Genomic DNA, 1,719 nt, shown 5'->3' with positions numbered 1-1,719 from the left:
TATTTATTTGCCAGTATTGCTGAGGTACAACTACATGCGACACAATGGTTATGGACGTATAACAATGAACGTCCAAATACGGCTATTGGAGGAATCCCTCCAAGGCAAAAATTGGCACTAATTGCCTAAGTCTCTACTTTTAGCTTCGGTTAAAAAAGGGGGATTACCATCCAAATTTGGCTCGCCATTTATAAAATGTTGCCGCACTAATGACATGTTCTCGGCAAAGTTCCGAAATAGGGGTGCCGCCTTCGGCTTGTTTTAAAATCGATAGTATTTGGCTGTCTGTAAATTTTGATCTTTTCATGAAGAATCTTCTCGTGCATAGATTATGAGAAAATTCTACTTTTGACATCTGCTATTTTTCGGGGGGATTACCCTTTGAAAGCAAGGAAAGCCCTCAAATCATTGTACTATTAATGAAATATATGTATAATAATTTGTCAATTTATTGGAGGGTAAAAAGATGAAAGATCGTTTTGAGCGAAGTGAAGTTGTTAAAGTTTCAGAACTGGAACGAATTAATCAACTTATCAATGATAATCCAAATGATTTACTATTTGATCATACCCATGGTTTATCCAATCTAGTTATTAAGACACAAGATCGAAATCAAAACAGCAAATATATTCTGGTAAGTGAATTTCTTGGTTCTGGAGATAATGGGTCCGCATATATTGCTCATCCTTTAATGCTCAATAATGGTCAATACGAGATTGGAACAGAAGAAAGGGTCGTGAAAAAAATTGATGGTAATAATTTTTTTGGAATAATGGAACAATATTGCGGGAAGTTCTGCCAAAGGCAATGGCAATATGTGCTTGATTTTCTAGACGAAAATTCCACATTTTGTACCATACCTCAAAAAAATCTTCATTTTATTGAAATGGTCAAGATCCCTGGAAGACCTCTCAAGGGAGTGTCTGGATTAAGGAGTAAATCAATACAAGAACGAGTGGATGTTTTTTGCCAACTGTTTGAGCAATTAAGTGTAATGCATGGAAAAGGGATAGCTCATAAAGACATGACTGACGGTAATATTATGTATGACGAAAAAACAAATTGCGCCAGGCTATTTGATTTTGATCGAACGGGTACTTCAGATAAAAAATCGTATAAAACCATCACTGGACTTCAGACTTTTCCAGGTTTTGGAAAGGACATCGTCAGTCTGTGCACAATCATGTTACAATATCTTCATCCTGATCGTTATACTCACTGCTTTGAAAGCAAAGAGGAAGAAGAGATTTATAATTTTTTTCACAGCGTCATAAAAACAAATTACGATTTTGCTGAAGGAAAATCTCAAACTCATTACACAGCAGAGTCCATTTTTAACGCTCTAAAAGACAAACTTTACAACATGACTAAAGATGCTAACGAAAGGGTTCAATCTGTATCAACCATTCAAACTTTGCATCGATTTTGGAAGTTCTCCCCAGATAAAGCTCAAGAATTGGATGCTAACATCAAATTTTCTATCTAAGTCTTTGAAGAGAAAGTTTGCTGGACTTAATAAAAAACTTTAAATGACACAAGGATGTGACATATTGTCACAATATTGAACAATCAAAATGCTCAACTATCGGTTATTCTTTAGCAAAGTGGATTTGAAAAAGTCTATTTAAACAAATAATACATTCCAGACTGTTATTGGTGTTTTATTATTTGGAAATTTTTTATCAAGATCCTTGATGATTTCGTTTCCTTCCTTTTCCT

General features: G+C 34.7%; 2 protein-coding genes and 1 pseudogene. 2 read left to right on the top strand and 1 reads right to left on the bottom strand.

Features of this window, described 5'->3' with window-relative positions; translation table 11 throughout:
• The coding region (locus Lfee_RS16990; RefSeq protein ID WP_156413376.1) for an integrase core domain-containing protein at positions 1 to 129 on the top strand (129 nt) is incomplete at its 5' end.
• 40 nt (positions 130 to 169) lie between these two features.
• Here the strand turns inward: Lfee_RS16990 and Lfee_RS16700 are convergent.
• Positions 170 to 307, bottom strand: a pseudogene (locus Lfee_RS16700) (transposase); the annotation flags it as partial.
• Between the two features lie 159 nt (positions 308 to 466).
• On the opposite strand from Lfee_RS16700, the gene Lfee_RS07595 reads away from it, so the two are divergent.
• A complete protein-coding gene (locus tag Lfee_RS07595) occupies positions 467 to 1,486 on the top strand; it encodes a hypothetical protein (protein ID WP_058445473.1) in 1,020 nt (339 codons plus the stop codon).
• Positions 1,487 to 1,719: the final 233 nt, after the last annotated feature.

Origin of the sequence: Legionella feeleii (assembly GCF_001467625.1) — a bacterium.
GTDB lineage: Bacteria > Pseudomonadota > Gammaproteobacteria > Legionellales > Legionellaceae > Tatlockia > Tatlockia feeleii.
Note: the sequence above shows the minus strand (reverse complement) of the source record. Positions and strands in the feature narration are given on the sequence as shown.